This is a genomic window from Pontibacter qinzhouensis (assembly GCF_008017455.1).
Classification (GTDB): Bacteria; Bacteroidota; Bacteroidia; order Cytophagales; family Hymenobacteraceae; genus Pontibacter; species Pontibacter qinzhouensis.
In genome coordinates this window covers 13,415-29,751 of sequence record NZ_VRTY01000027.1, presented here as the reverse complement: position 1 = coordinate 29,751, position 16,337 = coordinate 13,415, and the positions used below count along the sequence as shown (strand labels likewise).

General features: G+C 47.0%; 14 protein-coding genes. 8 read left to right on the top strand and 6 right to left on the bottom strand.

Going from position 1 to position 16,337, the window contains the following annotated elements; all coding sequences use genetic code 11:
- Nucleotides 1-4: 4 nt before the first annotated feature.
- Nucleotides 5-625 (bottom strand): phosphoribosylanthranilate isomerase, encoded by a 621-nt coding sequence (gene trpF / locus FVR03_RS08940; protein ID WP_147921406.1) that lies wholly within the window; start codon nt 623-625, stop codon nt 5-7.
- Between the two features lie 240 nt (nt 626-865).
- Here trpF and mnmA point away from each other — a divergent pair, with 240 nt between their 5' ends.
- The 8 genes from mnmA (at nt 866) to FVR03_RS08900 (ending at nt 10,681) form a co-directional block, all read left to right on the top strand.
- Nucleotides 866-1,996, top strand: a complete 1,131-nt coding sequence (gene mnmA / locus FVR03_RS08935; protein WP_147921405.1) for a tRNA 2-thiouridine(34) synthase MnmA — start codon at nt 866-868, stop codon at nt 1,994-1,996.
- Complete coding sequence (locus tag FVR03_RS08930) at nt 1,993-2,712, top strand: hypothetical protein (RefSeq protein ID WP_147921404.1); 720 nt, start codon at nt 1,993-1,995, stop codon at nt 2,710-2,712. Before mnmA ends, FVR03_RS08930 begins: the two co-directional genes overlap by 4 nt.
- 3 nt (nt 2,713-2,715) lie before the next feature.
- The gene (locus tag FVR03_RS08925; RefSeq protein WP_147921403.1) at nt 2,716-4,389 is read left to right on the top strand and encodes a S8 family serine peptidase; all 1,674 of its coding nucleotides are present in this window, start codon (nt 2,716-2,718) and stop codon (nt 4,387-4,389) included.
- A gap of 44 nt (nt 4,390-4,433) precedes the next feature.
- Nucleotides 4,434-5,093: a ribulose-phosphate 3-epimerase gene (rpe, locus tag FVR03_RS08920; protein WP_147921402.1), complete on the top strand. Its 660-nt coding sequence runs from the start codon at nt 4,434-4,436 to the stop codon at nt 5,091-5,093.
- A gap of 19 nt (nt 5,094-5,112) precedes the next feature.
- Entirely contained in the window at nt 5,113-7,551 is a 2,439-nt protein-coding gene (locus FVR03_RS08915; protein ID WP_147921401.1) for a TonB-dependent receptor, read from the top strand.
- Between the two features lie 193 nt (nt 7,552-7,744).
- Nucleotides 7,745-7,984 carry a hypothetical protein gene (locus FVR03_RS08910; RefSeq protein WP_147921400.1) on the top strand — a complete coding sequence of 80 codons (240 nt, stop codon included), beginning with the start codon at nt 7,745-7,747 and terminating at the stop codon, nt 7,982-7,984.
- A 195-nt stretch (nt 7,985-8,179) separates the two neighbouring features.
- On the top strand, nt 8,180-8,974 hold the full coding sequence (locus FVR03_RS08905) for a thymidylate synthase (protein WP_147921399.1): 795 nt from the start codon (nt 8,180-8,182) through the stop codon (nt 8,972-8,974).
- An 87-nt stretch (nt 8,975-9,061) separates the two neighbouring features.
- The gene (locus FVR03_RS08900; protein ID WP_147921398.1) at nt 9,062-10,681 is read left to right on the top strand and encodes an ArnT family glycosyltransferase; all 1,620 of its coding nucleotides are present in this window, start codon (nt 9,062-9,064) and stop codon (nt 10,679-10,681) included.
- A 53-nt stretch (nt 10,682-10,734) separates the two neighbouring features.
- Here FVR03_RS08900 and FVR03_RS08895 read toward each other — a convergent pair whose 3' ends face one another.
- The 5 genes from FVR03_RS08895 to FVR03_RS08875 form a co-directional block, all read right to left on the bottom strand.
- Nucleotides 10,735-11,841, bottom strand: coding sequence for a glycosyltransferase family 4 protein (locus FVR03_RS08895; protein WP_147921397.1), 1,107 nt, complete (start codon nt 11,839-11,841; stop codon nt 10,735-10,737).
- A gap of 131 nt (nt 11,842-11,972) precedes the next feature.
- Nucleotides 11,973-13,421, bottom strand: a complete 1,449-nt coding sequence (locus tag FVR03_RS08890; RefSeq protein ID WP_147921396.1) for a carbon starvation CstA family protein — start codon at nt 13,419-13,421, stop codon at nt 11,973-11,975.
- 272 nt (nt 13,422-13,693) lie between these two features.
- Nucleotides 13,694-14,509, bottom strand: a complete 816-nt coding sequence (locus tag FVR03_RS08885) for an aminotransferase class IV (RefSeq protein ID WP_147921395.1) — start codon at nt 14,507-14,509, stop codon at nt 13,694-13,696.
- Nucleotides 14,510-14,768: 259 nt separating this feature from the next.
- Nucleotides 14,769-15,887 (bottom strand): DNA-processing protein DprA, encoded by a 1,119-nt coding sequence (gene dprA, locus FVR03_RS08880; protein ID WP_147921394.1) that lies wholly within the window; start codon nt 15,885-15,887, stop codon nt 14,769-14,771.
- 7 nt (nt 15,888-15,894) lie between these two features.
- On the bottom strand, nt 15,895-16,248 hold the full coding sequence (locus FVR03_RS08875; RefSeq protein WP_147921393.1) for a MerR family transcriptional regulator: 354 nt from the start codon (nt 16,246-16,248) through the stop codon (nt 15,895-15,897).
- Nucleotides 16,249-16,337: the final 89 nt, after the last annotated feature.

Below are 16,337 nucleotides of genomic sequence, written 5' to 3'. Positions count from 1 at the left end.
AAGGTTACTCCTCTATCTCCTCGAGTATTTCCTGAAGTTCATCAAAATCCTTCAGCCCCGGTTTAATTTCGTTGCCTCCTAAGAGTCCTAAGCCCTTCGGTTTTATTTTTTTAAGAATAGTGTCTACATTATCTTTCTGCAAGCCAAATCCAATAAATACAGGATAAGCTTTAGCGATAGATTTCAGTAGCTTATTATTCGTTTCATCAATGGTGGTGAAGTCGTTGGAATAGATCAGGAAGGTATCTACCACAGGGGCATACAGCTCCATCATCTCCAATAGTTCGCCCTCCACGGTATCTTTGTTAATAAACACTTTCAGAATTACCGGGCGGCTTATTTCCTCAATTTCGTCTATCAGGTAAGGCGTGTCAAGCTGAATATAGTCGAGGTTGAACTCTTCGGCATATTGGTTAATGACATCTGGCTTGGCACGCTCAAACTGGCCTCCAAGTTTTACACCCGATACCCATCCGGTAATTTCTTTCAGAGCTTCAGACGACACGCGCTCAGGACTATCCAGCTTCAGGTTAAAAATAATGATGTCCACACCCATGCCGGCACAATAACGTGCATCGCTCAGGTTGTTTATCCCGCTTACTACTACAGAAGTTCGAAGTCCCATGATTTTAATTGTCAAGTAGGTATATAATGTGTTTTACTAATGTTTATTAATTCCAAAGTAAATTCCAAAATACTTTTGATGCTATCTTTTTATGATATTTTTTGTGCAGCCATATTATTTATCTTCCTTCAAACGGCTGCCCGGTGCTTTATATTATTTGGCATCATGAAACTTTATTAATGCCATGATGTTAGTATATTTGTGTAAAATATAGATCGATTTTATAGCATTTAGATATAAATGAGTAAGTTAGGAAGAGTGCTGGTAGCGATGAGCGGCGGAATAGATAGTTCTGTGGCTGCTGTTATGCTGCATGAGCAAGGGTACGAAGTGGTTGGCATGACCATGAAAACCTGGGATTATGCCTCCAGCGGTGGTAATAGAAAAGAGACAGGCTGCTGCAGCCTCGACTCCATAAACGATGCCCGTAATATAGCGGTGCAACTTGGTTTCCCGCATTATATAATAGACATTAGGGAAGAGTTCGGCGATTTTGTGATCAACCATTTTACCGATGAGTATCTGGCCGGCAGAACGCCAAATCCGTGTGTACTTTGTAACACCCACATTAAATGGGATGCGCTTTTACGCCGTGCCGATCAGTTGGGCTGCGATTATATTGCCACCGGCCACTATGCCCAGATTCGGCAGGAAAATGGCCGGTATGTGATTTCTAAAGGTCTGGATGAAAACAAAGACCAGTCGTATGCGCTTTGGGGAATTTCGCAGCAAAGCCTGAGCAGAACTATTTTCCCGCTGGGCAAACTGCGAAAAACTGAAATTCGCCAGATGGCTCTGGACCGCGGTTTTACCGAACTGGTGAATAAACCGGAGTCTTATGAAATCTGCTTTATTCCGGATAACGACTACCGTGGTTTCCTGAAGCGCCGTGTAGATGGGCTGGAGGAGCAGGTAGCCGGAGGGGAGTTCGTGCTCGAAGACGGCACTGTGGTAGGCAAACATGAAGGCTACCCGTTTTACACCATCGGGCAACGCAAAGGCCTTGGTATTGCGCTAGGCTTTCCGGCTTACGTTACCCGCATTGAGAAAGACCGTAACCAGGTGGTTTTAGGCAATTTTGAGGACCTCGCCAAAAACGCCATGACGGTCGGCAAACTCAGCATGGGGAAGTACGAGCACCTGCAGGGTCAGCCGATTCCGACCATTACCAAAGTGCGTTACAACGATCCCGGAACAGAAGCTATAATTGAGCAGGATGGCGATAAAATGAAAGTTCACTTCCTGCGAGGTGTTCACGCTATTGCCCCCGGGCAGGCAGCCGTTTTCTACGAAGGCAACGATGTTGTAGGTGGTGGCTGGATCGAAACAAATTATAACCTGGATTATACCCTGGACGTGCTTCCTTCATGAAAAAAGCATTTATCATGCTCTCTGCCATTGTGGCTTTAGCAACGGGTTGTACCGAGAAATTTGTAGAGCCTGATCCAACAGCAGCCGGACTGGAATACTACCCGGTAGAAGTTGGTGACTTCAGGATATATGAAGTAACGGATATCAAATTCCGGAACAACATTGGTGACACCACCCGCTTCCTGTTAAGGGAGCGGGTAGACACCAGCTTTTTTGACCAGACAAACACACTTAATTATAAAATAGTACGTTCTGTTAAGGCAAACATTGCCAGCCAGTGGCAGGACGACTCGGTGCTGGTAGTGACCAAATCAGATAAATTTGTAACGGAAACCAAAGACAACACCAAGCGGATTAAATTTGTTTTCCCCATTAAAAACGGAAAAGTATGGAGCGCCGATGCCTTTAATGCAAACCTGGATCAGAACCGATCGAAAGAAATGTACACGTTTCAGGAGGCAGGTGCACCGGCCACAGTAGGAGGGAAATCATATAACCAAACAGTTACTGTTATACAAGGTACTCCAGCCAATAACCTGGTGCAGCTAGACGACCGAAAGGAGGTATATGCTAACCGTATTGGCCTGGTATACCGCCTGTTCAATAAGGTAACTTATTGTAATGATTCAGAATCGAATACCTGCCCATTTGGGAAAAATTATAAACTGAACGGGCACGAACGTATAAAAATACTTCAGTCTTACGGTAAAATGTAGCCAATGCGGAAACTGCTGATCTGTTTTTTATTCATCCTCCAGTCGCCTTTGCTGCTATTGGCACAACCTACGGGTGATGAAACAGAAATTCGCAAACGGCTCATTTACTTTACAGACAAAGCAGACTCTCCTTTTTCTATTGATCGTCCGGAGGCATTCCTTTCAGAAAAAGCACTGAAACGCCGGTCGAACCAACAATTACCTGTAACTGCACGGGATTTACCGGTTAACCCTGCTTATATAGCAGCAGTTCAGCAGTTAGATGTGCCTGTTTGGTACTCCACCAAATGGTTTAATGGTGTGGTCGTAGCGTGTACCGATGAGCAGCTAACTAAAATCCAAGCCTTACCTTTTGTAAAAAACTCACAAAGTCTTAATCGTGAAAAAGCCGGGCAGGCCACAAAGAAATCGGGCGAATTGTCGGCTTTTAAAGTTACGGGCTCTCCGGAGGCAGAACAGGAGCAGGACGAAAACGAAAAAGAACTTTATGGTTTAGGCTTTCACCAAGCCGATATGATCGGAGCCGTAAACCTGCACAAAGACGGAAACAAAGGCGAGAACATGACCATTGCTGTGTTAGATGCCGGTTTTCCTGGTGTAAATACGGCTGCGGCATTCGAACATCTGTACACAAATAATCAAATAACAGCAACCTTCGATTTTGTGGCCAAGCAGGCAAATGTGTATCATGCCAGTTCACATGGTACCTTTGTACTTTCTACAATAGCTGCTTACCTTCCTAACAGATTTGTAGGCACGGCTTACAAAGCTAATTTCCTGTTGCTTCGCACCGAAGACGCTGCCTCTGAGCATAACATTGAAGAAATAAACTGGTTGCTTGCGGCAGAGTTTGCCGACAGTGCCGGCGCCGATATTATCAATTCATCTTTGGGATACACCACCTTTCATGCTCCCTCTGTGAGTTATACCTATCAGGACATGGACGGGAACACCACCCTGGTAGCAAGAGCTGCTGATTTTGCAGCGGCTACAGGTATGCTGGTGGTGGTAAGTGCCGGTAACGATGGTGACAAGCAATGGCGTTACATTGCATCTCCGGCAGACGCAGACTCTGTTTTAACGGTGGGGGCTGTAGACTCTTTAGGAGTTCAGGCACCTTTCAGTTCTGTTGGCCCTACCAGCGATGGTCGTATAAAGCCTGATGTGGTAGGTCTGGGCTGGAATGCCTACTTTTTAAATACAGCTGGCAACATTGTTAGAGGTAATGGCACTTCGTTTTCAGGACCTATCGTAGCTGGCATGGCTGCTTGTTTGTGGCAGGCTAATAGTTCCTTAACTAACATGGCCCTGATGCAGTTGCTTCGGCAGTCCGGCAGCAATGCCAGTACTCCCGATAATAACATAGGCTACGGCCTGCCCAGCTATTCCCGCACCACAAACGCTCCGCTCGGAAAGAATACAGATAAGCAGGTACTAGTATCGAACCCAGTGGGGCAGCACGATATTATTCTTAGTTTCGGCAATGCCTGGTATCAGCAGGAGGTGCAGGTGCAGGTGTATGATGTTACAGGCAAGCTCCTGTATAAACAGCAAGTATTCGCGGACCAGCAGAAACAAGTGTTGGGCCTACAACCGCAACAATTGAAACAGGGCCTTTATATCTGCCGGTTAAGCTCCCCAAAAAACCGGTCCACAGTTCGCTTCCTGAAACTGTAGCAGAACCTGCTTTCAGGATTAGCTGAAATCCTTATCTTTGCTTCATGAACCCACTTATAGCTCCCTCAGTACTTGCCTCCGATTTTGGCAACTTACAGGCAGAAGTAGAAATGCTTAATAAAAGCCAGGCAGACTGGCTGCATATCGATATTATGGATGGACGCTTCGTTCCTAATATCTCTTTTGGCTTTCCGGTGTTGGAAGCTATTCAGCGGCACGCTAAAAAGCCTTTAGATGTGCACCTGATGATAGAGCAGCCGGAGCACTACATAGAGCAGTTCAGGGCAGCCGGTGCCGAAAACATAACAGTTCATTACGAAGCCTGCAGGCATTTACACCGTACCATTCAGCAAATAAAACAAACAGGAGCCAAAGCAGGAGTAGCCTTAAATCCGCACACTGCTGTTCAGCTTCTGGAAGATAGCATCGCTGATCTGGATGTAGTCATCATCATGTCGGTCAACCCTGGTTTTGGAGGACAAAAGTTTATTGAGAATACCTACCGCCGTGTGGAGCAGTTGAAAGAGCTTATTGTTGCCAGAGGTTCTAAGGCGCTCATAGAAATAGATGGAGGAGTAAACCAGCAGAACGCACCAAAGCTCCTGGCAGCCGGAGCCGATGTGCTGGTGGCAGGAAGTTTCGTGTTTACGGCCAGCGACCCGCTTCAGACGATTGCCGACCTTAAGCATGTAATTGTTCACTAGTTCTTATACATAAAGGTTGATGCTTCGATTTCTGGCGGTATGGTTCGTGCTACTGTTTCCGTTGGGTGTTGCAGCTCAACAAGCTTTAGTATCTGGCACCATTACAGGTCCTGATAACCAACCGCTTGAATTCGCGACAGTTGGCCTGAAAGGCACCTCTATTGCCAGGCAAACAGACGCCAAGGGATATTATAGCCTGCAGGTGCCAACTGGTCAGGAGGTAACCATTGTTATCAGGTTTTTGGGCTATAAAGAACGGGAGCAGGCAATACAGCTATTACCAGGCGAACGGCGGACCTTAAATATGGCGCTGGAGTTGGATAACAGGCAGTTAAAAGGAGTAGATGTACAGGGCAGGCGGGATGCCAATTCCCGCGAAGAGGTTAGTATGACAAAGCTTGACCCTAAGCTGATAAAAGAACTACCCTCTGCCTTCGGAGATTTTAACCAGATACTGCTCACGCTGCCGGGGGTTACCAGTAGTAACGAGCTATCGTCTACGTATTCTGTAAGGGGTGGTAATTACGACGAAAACCTGATTTACGTTAACGGAATAGAAATTTACCGGCCCTTTTTGGTGACAAACGCCCAGCAGGAAGGACTAAGCTTTGTGAACCCCGACCTGGCTGGCTCCCTGGAGTTCTCCTCCGGCGGCTGGCAACCCAAATTTGGCGATAAACTCTCTTCTGTTCTGAACATCGAATACAAACGCCCTACAGCCTTCGCGGGTTCTGTAACGGGTAGTTTAACAGGTGGTGCCCTGCACCTGGAGTCGGCTTCCAAAAACAAAAAAGTGTCGTACCTGCTGGGGCTGCGCCACAAAGATGGCCGCTATATACTTAGCGGGCTGCAGGTAGAAGGGCAGTACCAACCTACTTTCTCCGATGCTCAGGCCTATGTGCATATAGACCTTACAAAAGAGGGGCAGCAGCGCGAGCGTACCACCTTAGGTGTGTTGGCCAGTTACGCCCAGAACAACTTTACCATCGAGCCAGAATCACGTGAGACAACCTTTGGCACCAGGCAGGCACCTCTCCGGCTGTTTGTAGGCTACGATGGCCGTGAATTAATGGATTACCAGACTTACCAGATCGGTTTAAACCTGGCGCATGCCTTTACCACCTCCTTTTTGTCGGAGTTTATTGTTTCGGGAGTTTATTCGCAGGAGCGGGAGTTTCGCGATATTGAGGCGGGCTACAGGCTTTGCGATGTAAATACGAACCGTGGTGCCAACTATGGCGAGTGCCTGCAGCAACGCGGTGTTGGCAGCCAGTTCGATCATGCCAGAAACACGCTTCTGGCGCAGGTTTTAACTTTTGAGAGCCGGAATAAATGGCAGTTGGGCAGGAGGAGCAATGTGGTGGCAGGCGTAAAAGTGGGGCAGGAGCGGATAGATGATAAACTCTCCGAGTATGGTTTTACAGACTCAGCCGATTTTGTGTCGCCGGCCTACTACCTCAACACCAGCCTGAACCTGAATACGCTCCGTTACAATGCCTACCTGCAGCACACCTACCAAATCGATTCGCTTAAAACGCTCACCTATGGCATCAGGGCTTCCTACTGGGAGCTTAACCGGGAGCTGACTATAACACCAAGAGTGCAGTACTCCTTTATAACGCGCCGAAACCCTAACCTGTCGTTTAAAGGAGCAGTGGGCTTGTATTACCAGCCACCTTTTTACCGGGAACTCCGAAATTACGAAGGCGAACTGAACCTGGAGCTGAAGGCACAACGATCAATACATGCCATTGCCGGCAGCGATTACCTTTTTAAGGCCTGGGGGCGCGACTTTAAACTGACCTCCGAAGTTTATTACAAGTACCTGACAAACGTAATTCCGTACGACCTGGACAATGTTCGCCTGCGCTACCTGGCCGAGAACAATGCAAAGGCCTATGCTGCCGGTTTCGATGTGCGGGTAAACGGGGAGTTTATAAAAGGGGCGGAGTCTTGGCTGAGTCTGGGGCTGATGACCACGAAAGAAAACCTGCAGGGCGACTCTACTTTCGTGTTCGATAATGCCGGAAATATAACTGGTAAAACTCCTCGAGGTTATATACCCCGACCAACAAACCAGCTGGTAAACATCGGCGTTTTTTTCCAGGACCATTTGCCGGATAATCCTACCATCCGGATGAACCTGAACCTGCTCTATGCCAGTGGCCTTCCGTTTGGCCCGCCGCGTGACCTTGCTTACCGAAACTTTTTCAAAGGGAGATCCTACAAGAGGGTAGATATCGGCTTTTCTAAACTGATTATGCTGGGCGATGAACTAACGGCCAGAAATCAGGTGTCGTTGGAGAGTTTATGGATCGGGCTTGAATTCCTGAACCTGATCGATGCCCGCAACAGAGTGTCGTATAGCTATGTGAGCGATGTAAACAACCTGACGTACGCTGTACCCAATTATTTGCCAGGCAGAAGGGTAAATTTGCGCTTTATCGCCCGCTTCTAATTGCTCCTTTAGGGATCATTCAATCCTCCACCCTTGAATCGAAACAGCTAAAAAAACTTCTGAAGGGCAAAAACATTAGAAAAATTCGAGTGACCAGCTTCTAATTTTTAAGTCCTACAGCGGTTATTTTCGCAAAACCTAAAACTGCACAGGCTCATCTTCAGTTAAACAAGTAGGACCAAGCTTAACGACGATGAGCAAGTTATATACCACCATTATTTTGCTGGAAGATTACCCTGACAAGTTTGAAAACACCAAAGCCAGGGACATCAGTATTCTGCCCACCCTTTACGCCGAGGCAACCACGGGGCTGGGCCTAGATATCAACTTTGAGCAGATTGAAATCCTGAAGGTAGAAACGGAAGAACATGGATCTTCGCCTCTGGAGGTCAAGGTAAAGTGGCAGATTAAACCGAGCGTGCAGGCAGGTTGACAGCTTCAAAATTTTTTAATTATTACCTTGAATTTTTCTAATGATTTTGGCCTTCAGAAGAATTTTGGAACTTTAAGTGCCAAGGGTGACAGCGCCTTACTTCTAATAATTATAAATTTAGAGTACCTATGCTTCCTCATTCCTCAAGAAGCCTTATCTTTAATCCCGTAAACAAACGAAGCAACCACCCGACCCATGAAACAGTATTTGGACCTGATGCAGCACATCCTTGATAAAGGTGTGAAGAAAGAAGACAGAACCGGAACCGGAACTTTAAGTGTATTCGGGTACCAGATGCGCTTCGATCTGGCTGAAGGATTTCCACTCGTCACCACCAAAAAAGCGCATCTCCGCTCTATTGTGCACGAGCTGCTGTGGTTTCTGAAAGGCGATACTAACATACAGTACCTGAAGGAAAATAACGTCACCATCTGGGATGAATGGGCTGATGAAAACGGTGACTTGGGACCGGTGTATGGGTCGCAATGGCGAAGCTGGCCAACCCCCGATGGCAGACACATAGATCAGATATCTCAGGTGGTGCATCAGCTAAAGCACAACCCCGACTCGCGCCGCATAATAGTGAGCGCCTGGAATGTTGCCGAAATTGAAAACATGAAGCTACCGCCTTGCCACGCCTTTTACCAGTTTTATGTGGCTAATGGCAAACTTTCGTGCCAGTTGTATCAGCGTTCTGCCGATGTTTTTCTGGGTGTGCCTTTCAACATCGCCTCGTATGCGTTGCTGGTGCTGATGATGGCGCAGGTAACAGGTCTGGAGCCCGGTGAGTTTATCTGGACCGGAGGCGATACACACCTGTACCTCAACCACCTGGAGCAGGCCAAACTGCAACTAACCCGCGAACCACACGCCTTACCAATTATTAAGCTGAATCCAGAAGTAACAGATATTTTCGGCTTCACTTACCATGATTTCAAACTGGAGAATTATGACCCTTACCCCGCCATAAAAGCCCCGGTGGCAGTGTAGCTAACCTATATGAACCCTTTTTAAACTGAGACTAAAGCAGGTTCTGTTCAAGATGCTGCTAATTTTAATTATCCATTGCTCTTGTCCATGAGTTCTAATTCCCTGGGTGCAGGTGCCGTATCTGACCGTGCAGTTTTGTGCCTGCTGTGGCTACTGGCTACCGGACTCAATCTCAACAAGGCCTTTCATATAGATGACACCTTTCATCTGGAGGCAGCTCAATGGATAGCACAACATCCCTTACAACCCATGTCGGGCTACATCAATTGGGGAGGTGCGTCGGAGCAGATGTCGCAGTTTAACCAGCCGCCATTGTATTTTTATGCAGTTGCGTGTGTAGGTGAGCTATTCGGTTACTCAGAGGTTCCATTGCACCTTTTCCAATCAATCTTCACCTTCCTCTGTATTTTCTTTTTCTATAGAATAGCAGTAGTACTACATGAGAAGCAGGCTCTGTTGTTAACCTGCTTTTTTGTATTGAATCCTGCTTTTCTGGTAAACCAGAACCTGATGGTAGACATACCATTGCTAAGTTTGCAGTTGCTGTGTATGTACATGCTGCTCACTTCAGAGCAACGGCCGCATTGGGTGAGTTATAGCCTGGCCGGGGTGTTTCTGAGTATCGCGCTCCTGATAAAATACACGACACTCCCATTGTTGGTTTTGCTACTGGTGGTGCCACTGCTCCGGAGGCAGTATGCGATGCTCCTGCCGGTACTGATTCCGATAGGAGTGCTGGTGGGCTGGTCAGTAATAAATGTAGCAGAGTTTGGTGCTGTTCATATTTTAAACAGACCTGCAAATACCCTTAGTTTCTATTTAATACTGCGGATGGCTGCGTTGTTTACCATTTGTTTAGGTGCCCTGGTTCCATATTTTGTTGTACTGGTGCCATTCCTTACAAATACACCAAAACTTAATCCTAACTTCCTTACTGTTGTTGCTATTGCCGGGTTCTTCCTGCTTGCATTAGCCACTTACTTCGGTCTTTTACCGGTAAAGCTGGCAAACTGGCTGCTCCTTCTAGTAGCTGTTGCTAATGGTATTATAGGCATTATTATCGTGTGCAAAGAAACCTTCCGGTGCTACCTTCAGAACTTCAAGCTAGCCTCTGATACAACTATTATGCTATTATGGCTGCTTGGCATGGCAGGATTTCTGATTTTATTTGCTCCTTTTATGGCAACGCGCCACGTGCTGCTTTGCCTGCCACCCATTCTGCTGCTATCTGGTAAGGCCTTATATTATTTACCCGACTTAACTAAAAAGCTTGCCTTGCTTTGTGCATTTACCGTGAGCATGCTGCTGGGAATATCCGATTGGGTATTTGCAGATGCCTTTCGCAAACAAGCTTTCGCCATAAAAGAAAGCCTGCCCCGGCAGGTTCGTGTGTTTACAGTAGGCAACTGGGGGTGGCAGTGGTATAGCCGAAAGGCTGGCATGATACCCTATAACGAAAAAGAATCGGAGCCCAAAGTAGGGGATTACATGGTTATACCTCAGCATATTGCACAACAAGATGTGGCAGAACAAATCAGGCTGGTTAAGCAGAGAACCATCACAGTCAACAGCCACGCCCTTACCTTTTTCTCAAATGCTCCCCATGCCAGCCTGTATACTTCCTACGAACAAAAAAATCCCTGGACTTTTTCAAAGGAAACAGTCGCCAGTTTTGATGTGTACCGCGTAGCTGCAGTGGCTGAATAACTGATAGCGCCAAACTGAGCAGGAAACAAAAAGTAACTCTGCCGCTGTTCCTGCTACGACACCACCTGATGATAAAGTTCTTCAAGTTCCGCAAAATGCGCTTCTTCGCTAAAAAGCCGATCCGCTTTTTCTTTTCCTTGTTTGGCCAGCTTTTGCCGCAGGTCCTGCTGTAGGTAAACAGTCTCTATTTTCTCAGCCATATCGTCGGCATCGCCGGGCCTGAAAAGCAAGCCGGTATCGTTATGGTCGATAATTTCCTGCACGCCTCCTGCATCGGCCCCTATAACGGCAACACCTGCCCGCATTGCTTCCGGCAACACAAGTCCAAAAGTCTCGTGAGCGCTCGCCAGCAACACCACATCGAAACAGGGCATAATAGCAGTAGGGTATTTATGGAAACCAGGGAAATGTACTACATCGGTTAAACCTTCCTGCTCTGTTATTTTATGCAGCGACTGGTGGTAGCTTTCATCGGTTGCTAAGCCAACCATATAATAATGCAGTTGTGGGTACTTCTTCTTTAACTTAGCTGCAGCCTGTAGTACCAAATGCTGTCCTTTATGCGGATCTATACGGGCAAATATCCCTACTCTGAACTTTTCTCCGGAAGGTTCATGCTGAAAAAACTCTCTGCAAAGATCTTGATGAAACTGCTCCGGTGCCTTTACCCCGGTATAAAGTCGTTTAATAGCATTGGCAGGCAAAGGAATAAAGCGTAACGCTTCCTGCCGCATTTGCTCCGTTATAGTGATGTATAAATCAATTTTCTGATAGAAGAAGCGGTGCCAGGGATCTTTTTTCGAATTGGCAATGTGCATGTGGCGCGTATAAAGAAGCTTCAGTTTCCTCCGGCAAAACATCTTCGCAAGCACGGCGGTTGTAAGGTCCTTTTTAAGATGCATGTGCAGAATGTCTGCTTCGCATTCCTCCAGGAGGCGCGCCAGCCGGAGGGCATTTGGCAGAACTTCAAGAGCAGAATGGGAAGGCAAGGTATAAAACGGAACGCCATCCTGCTGTAAACGTTGGTGCAAAGCGCTATGCTGCAACACCACCCCCAGCGACTCATGTTTTGACTGCTGATGGAATAAACGGGTGTATTTTTCAAAAACCTGCTCTAAACCTCCTAAGCTCTCGCTTATGCATAACTGTACAATTTTCAAACCTGTTTTATTTTAAACTTTGAAGTGCATTACGGCCTTTAGTGAAATTTAAGCCATTAAACTGTAAAGCACTTAAATTCAATTTTACAAACAATAATAGGAGTAACTTCTTTTCTTCCACTTCAGGAGCTTTACTTCACCATTTCCAGCGTCTTTTTCCCTTTGTTAAAGTAAACGTGTAACAGCACAGCGATGAACATAAATAAAGCCGCGCCTATACCAACACCGTTGGCAATGGCTATCGAAAGTCCAAAACCTTCTGAAGCTACTAATATGTAAGAAGTTATGACGGCAGTCATAAATACGGCTGGCAGAAACGTAACCCAAAACATTTTCTTTTCCTGAATCAGGTAGGCGGTAATGGTCCAGAGAACGAGGGTGGCCAGTGTTTGGTTTGTCCAGGCGAAGTAGCGCCAAACCACACCGAAGTCTACAAGCGTAATGGCAAAGCCGATAGCAAAAAGCGGAGCACTAATGAGTAACCTGTTTTTTATAGCGCCCTGCTTCAGTTTCAGGAAATCGGCGGCTATAAGTCTGGCGCTCCGGAAGGCTGTATCGCCGGAGGTAATAGGCGCGGCAACCACACCCAACAATGCCAGAACGCCACCTACCTTACCCAGCAGCGAATGCGAAATCTCGTTTACAACAAAGGCTGCATTGCCTTTTTGTGCCATCATGACCTCGTTCAGGTCGCTAACGCCACCGTAAAAGCTCATGCCTATGGCGGCCCATATCAGGGCCAATACGCCTTCGGTTACCATGGCTCCGTAAAAAATGGTTCGGCCTTGTTTTTCGTTTGTCATGCAGCGCGCCATCATAGGCGATTGCGATGCATGGAAACCCGAGATAGCGCCACAGGCAATGGTAATGAACAACATCGGGAAAAGCGGGAACTTCTCTGGGTTGGCATGCTGGTTGGTGAGGTTGGTCAGCGTCAGCTCCGGTATCGCAAAGCCATCGGCAAACATCACTACCATAATACCCACTGCCATAAACAGCAGAGCGACGCCAAATAACGGATAAATTTTACCGATAAGTTTATCGATGGGAAGGATGGTAGAGAGAATGTAGTAGATAAAGATAACCCAGACCCAAAGCGTAATGCCGGCAAAGCCATTGGTCATGTCGTCTATTATTTTGGCAGGGCCCATAATAAAAACAGCACCTACTATCACCATCAGCACCAGGGTAAAGCCGCGCATAAACTGTTTCATGGGTTGCCCGAGGTAACGACCAGATATCTCAGTTATATTTTCGCCCTTATGTTTCAGGCTGAGCATGCCCGAAAAATAGTCGTGTACGCCACCGGCGAACACGGAGCCAAGCACAATCCAGAGAAAGGCGGCTGGTCCCCACATAGCGCCTGCCACTGCTCCGAATATAGGGCCAAGGCCGGCGATGTTCAGAAACTGGATCAGAAATATTTTCCATAGCGGCAACGGCACATAGTCAACACCATCTGCCATGGTAAGTGCCGGCGTTTGGCGTGCAGGATCAATGCCTACGATCTTCTCCAGAAACCTGGAATAAAGAAGATAGCCTAACACCAAGGCAATAACAGACAAGCAGAAAGAGATCATAACAGCGGTATCCTTACAGGCGTTAACAGGTTGCTAATATACCAAAACACCTGCAATTATAACAGGCGTAAGCAGCGGCCAAAGGTTCCCTGGTGGTTTTAAGAAGGTGCGGCACTGCTGGTGATGTTGCTGTGATTAATCTCTACAGAAGCTCTTTATAATAGTACTCCCAAATTATTCTAATAGAAACAGCCTTCCAAAGCATTTCAAACAAAAAAGTGCCAAGGGCAGCTGTTGAACATACCTCTTTACCTTCATTTTTTCAACCAACTTCAGGTTAAGCTTTCCTTTAGTTGTTGCAGCCAAAGTTCGTTTGTTTCAAGTGGCTTATCATTAATTTTATCTATTAGTCTTAGTCCTGTTACATTACCTGAAAAAACAAGCTCTGCCTCCTGTAGTACTTCCGGCTCCCTTTTTACTTCCTCCACTCGTAAACCTTGCTGCTGTGCCCAGTGCAGCACATGGGTACGCATAATACCTTTTATACATCCAGTTTCCAGAGCCGGTGTAAAAACTGTGGTGCCATTCTTCCAGAAAATACTAGATGAAATCAGTTCTGCTACAAATCCTTGTCCATCGAGCAGAAGCATGTCGTCTTTTTCCTGTTCTTTTTTCTCAATACCAGCCATTACATACAGCAAGGCATTCGGACCTTTAAAAAAGGAGAAGGGGCTGTTACAGGTGCTTACGTGGGTGCAGATGCCGACTGAGAGAGGCGAGGAGGCCGGTGCAGAAGCAGGATTGGCGGTGGCTACCCAATCGGCTTTATTTGTTTCGGGGGTATAAAGGCCTGCACCGGAGCGCCAGATCTTTAACTTTAACCGGGCAAAATGCAACGCATTATTTTGAGAAGCGAGGTGGAGCAGCCGCTCCGGGAAATCGCTGTGCAGCAGCTCCGGCGGTAAATCGAGGTGCAGTGCAGCGGCTGCTGCCCGAATACGATCCTGGTGGTAGGGCCAAAACCTGATTGCCCCTTGTATAACCATAATGGTTTCAAAAAAACCATCATTGTATTGTAATGCTCTGTTGTGGCGGTAAAAGAGCATTTCATCTTCAGGAATGAGTTGGTTGTTAAATAGTAGGTACAAATTTTCAGTTTTATTTTGTGATGGATGGCAGACGAGAAATGTAGCGAAAAAACCGGAAACAACAATTTCTGCAGGGGCACTGGTAGCAGAAACTTAATGTTGCTTCTAACCAATTATTTAAATAAAAATGACCTCCAGAAGCTAATTTGGCATCAAATGGTCAAGGGTGTTGAATATCAGTCTAAAATACCTCTATATCTCTTACTACGGCAGCAGGTAAGACAAGATAGCCACCAGAGGCACTTTATTTTTGATGATGCTAGGCCAGCAGCGAAAACCTTTTGCCAGGGAGAGCTTTCACTACACCTTTAAATTCGAGGCTCAGCAGCAACGAAGCCAACTGACTTACAGGCACCTGCGCCTTCCAGCTTAAATTATCCATTTGCTCTTCCTGGCTTTGCTGCAGCACCTTCAGAATCTTCAGTTCGTCTGCTGAAAATTCATCCTGGTTAAACAAAGTCAGATTTTGCTGCTTCTGACTCTGTTTGTGGGCCAGGTCCCAATTCAGGAGTTCTACCAGGTCCTGCACCGAGGTATAAACCGCTGCTTTGTTTGTTTTCAGAAGATAATTTGTGCCTTCCGAAACAGACGACGTAATGTTGCCCGGCACCGCCATTACTTCTCTATCGTAGCTATGGGCGATGTCGGCGGTAATTAGGGTGCCACTTTTCATGGCTGCCTCTACTACAATGGTACAGTCAGACATGCCGGCAATAATCCTGTTGCGGGCTGGGAAACGGTGTGCATCGGGCTTGGTTCCGAAAGGGCTCTCTGTCAGAATACCGCCCCGCTCCATCATCTTATCGGCGTAGCGGCTGTGCGCCGAAGGGTATATAATATCTTGCCCGGAGGCAATAACGCCAACAGTGGGTAAACCGTGCTGCAGCGCTGCCCGGTGCGAAACAATATCGATACCGTAGGCCAGCCCGCTTACAACCATCACATGGTGCTGCTTTAGCTCTTCCACAATGCGCTCTGTAACTGCCTGACCATAGGCGGTCGGTTTGCGTGTGCCTACCATGCTCACGATGTGCTGCTGGTTCAGGTCGGCTTTGCCCTTAAAATAAAGTAAGGTCGGCGCATCGGCTACCTGCTTTAAGCGGTCGGGATAATCTTCTGACGTGTAAAAGAGCAGTTTCACCTGCAGTTCCTCCGCCTGCCTGATAATCTTTTCAGCTTCCAGCAGGGCCTGCCGGGCACCGTCTGTCACTGCACGCAACGACTTAGGACCAATACCCGGAATTTTCTGCAGTTTGCCGGGCGGGGCCTCCAAAACTGCCTTGGGCGAACCACAATAACTTACGAGCAGGCGCGTAAGCTGTCCGCCAATGCCGGGGAGCAACGTCAGGGCTACTTCATACAGATGCGCATCAGCCATAGGCAACTTATTCTGTTGGTTTCGAGTTGAGCTGTTCTTTTAAGCCTACCAGAAAACTACGTACTTTTTCCAACGACTGGATGATCTCAATCTTATCTTTTGTCTGAACCGACTTATTTTTCAGCACTTCTTTCGCCCCCTGAATGGTATAACCGCGCTCTTTTACCAGGTGGTACACCGTTCTAAGTTCTTCAATGTCTTTGGGCGTAAACTGGCGGTTGCCTTTTTTGCTCTTCTTTGGTTTAAGCTGGTCGAACTCGGTCTCCCAAAACCGGATGAGCGAGGGGGCTACATCGAACATGGCGGCTACTTCACCTATCGTGTAATACTGTTTCTCTATTTCTCTTTCTTTATAAGGCATATTCCGGGTTCTTTTCAAAAAACAGAAAATCACTATTTTCGGCCTGATGCTAAGATTACAGGTAAAAACCATTACTTTTGCCAGTAAGT

What these genes read in the sequence shown, in the direction of transcription:
- trpF (WP_147921406.1), bottom strand. Translation starts at nt 625, where the DNA reads ATGGGACTTCGAACTTCTGTAGTAGTAAGCGGGATAAACAACCTGAGC.
- mnmA (WP_147921405.1), top strand. Translation starts at nt 866, where the DNA reads ATGAGTAAGTTAGGAAGAGTGCTGGTAGCGATGAGCGGCGGAATAGAT.
- FVR03_RS08930 (WP_147921404.1), top strand. Translation starts at nt 1,993, where the DNA reads ATGAAAAAAGCATTTATCATGCTCTCTGCCATTGTGGCTTTAGCAACG.
- FVR03_RS08925 (WP_147921403.1), top strand. Translation starts at nt 2,716, where the DNA reads ATGCGGAAACTGCTGATCTGTTTTTTATTCATCCTCCAGTCGCCTTTG.
- rpe (WP_147921402.1), top strand. Translation starts at nt 4,434, where the DNA reads ATGAACCCACTTATAGCTCCCTCAGTACTTGCCTCCGATTTTGGCAAC.
- FVR03_RS08915 (WP_147921401.1), top strand. Translation starts at nt 5,113, where the DNA reads ATGCTTCGATTTCTGGCGGTATGGTTCGTGCTACTGTTTCCGTTGGGT.
- FVR03_RS08910 (WP_147921400.1), top strand. Translation starts at nt 7,745, where the DNA reads ATGAGCAAGTTATATACCACCATTATTTTGCTGGAAGATTACCCTGAC.
- FVR03_RS08905 (WP_147921399.1), top strand. Translation starts at nt 8,180, where the DNA reads ATGAAACAGTATTTGGACCTGATGCAGCACATCCTTGATAAAGGTGTG.
- FVR03_RS08900 (WP_147921398.1), top strand. Translation starts at nt 9,062, where the DNA reads ATGAGTTCTAATTCCCTGGGTGCAGGTGCCGTATCTGACCGTGCAGTT.
- FVR03_RS08890 (WP_147921396.1), bottom strand. Translation starts at nt 13,421, where the DNA reads ATGATCTCTTTCTGCTTGTCTGTTATTGCCTTGGTGTTAGGCTATCTT.
- dprA (WP_147921394.1), bottom strand. Translation starts at nt 15,887, where the DNA reads ATGGCTGATGCGCATCTGTATGAAGTAGCCCTGACGTTGCTCCCCGGC.
- FVR03_RS08875 (WP_147921393.1), bottom strand. Translation starts at nt 16,248, where the DNA reads ATGCCTTATAAAGAAAGAGAAATAGAGAAACAGTATTACACGATAGGT.